Consider the following 290-nt stretch of genomic DNA (forward strand, 5'->3'; position numbering starts at 1 on the left):
GTCCGCACAGCTGGAATTTCTCGAACAGAAACAATATGGGAGTGCACATGAAGATCGCCGTTCTCGGTACCGGGATGGTCGGCCGCGCCCTGGCGGGGCGGCTCGCGGGGCTCGGGCACGACGTCGTGATCGGGACGCGCGACGTGCGGCGGACGTTGGCGCATACCGAGCCGGACGCGATGGGGCACCCGCCCTACGCCGAGTGGCAGCGGGCCAACCAGGGCGTGCGACTGCTGCCGTTCCCGGAGGCCGGCGCGCACGGCGAGCTCGTCCTCAACGCGACCGCGGGC

1 protein-coding gene is annotated in these 290 nt (G+C 71.0%); it reads left to right on the plus strand.

What is annotated here, in order from left to right:
* Positions 1 to 47 precede the first annotated feature (47 nt).
* The coding region (locus RNC47_RS37475) for an NAD(P)-binding domain-containing protein (protein ID WP_311605355.1) at positions 48 to 290 on the plus strand (243 nt) is incomplete at its 3' end.

This window comes from Streptomyces millisiae (genome assembly GCF_031845425.1).
Lineage (GTDB): Bacteria > Actinomycetota > Actinomycetes > Streptomycetales > Streptomycetaceae > Streptomyces > Streptomyces millisiae.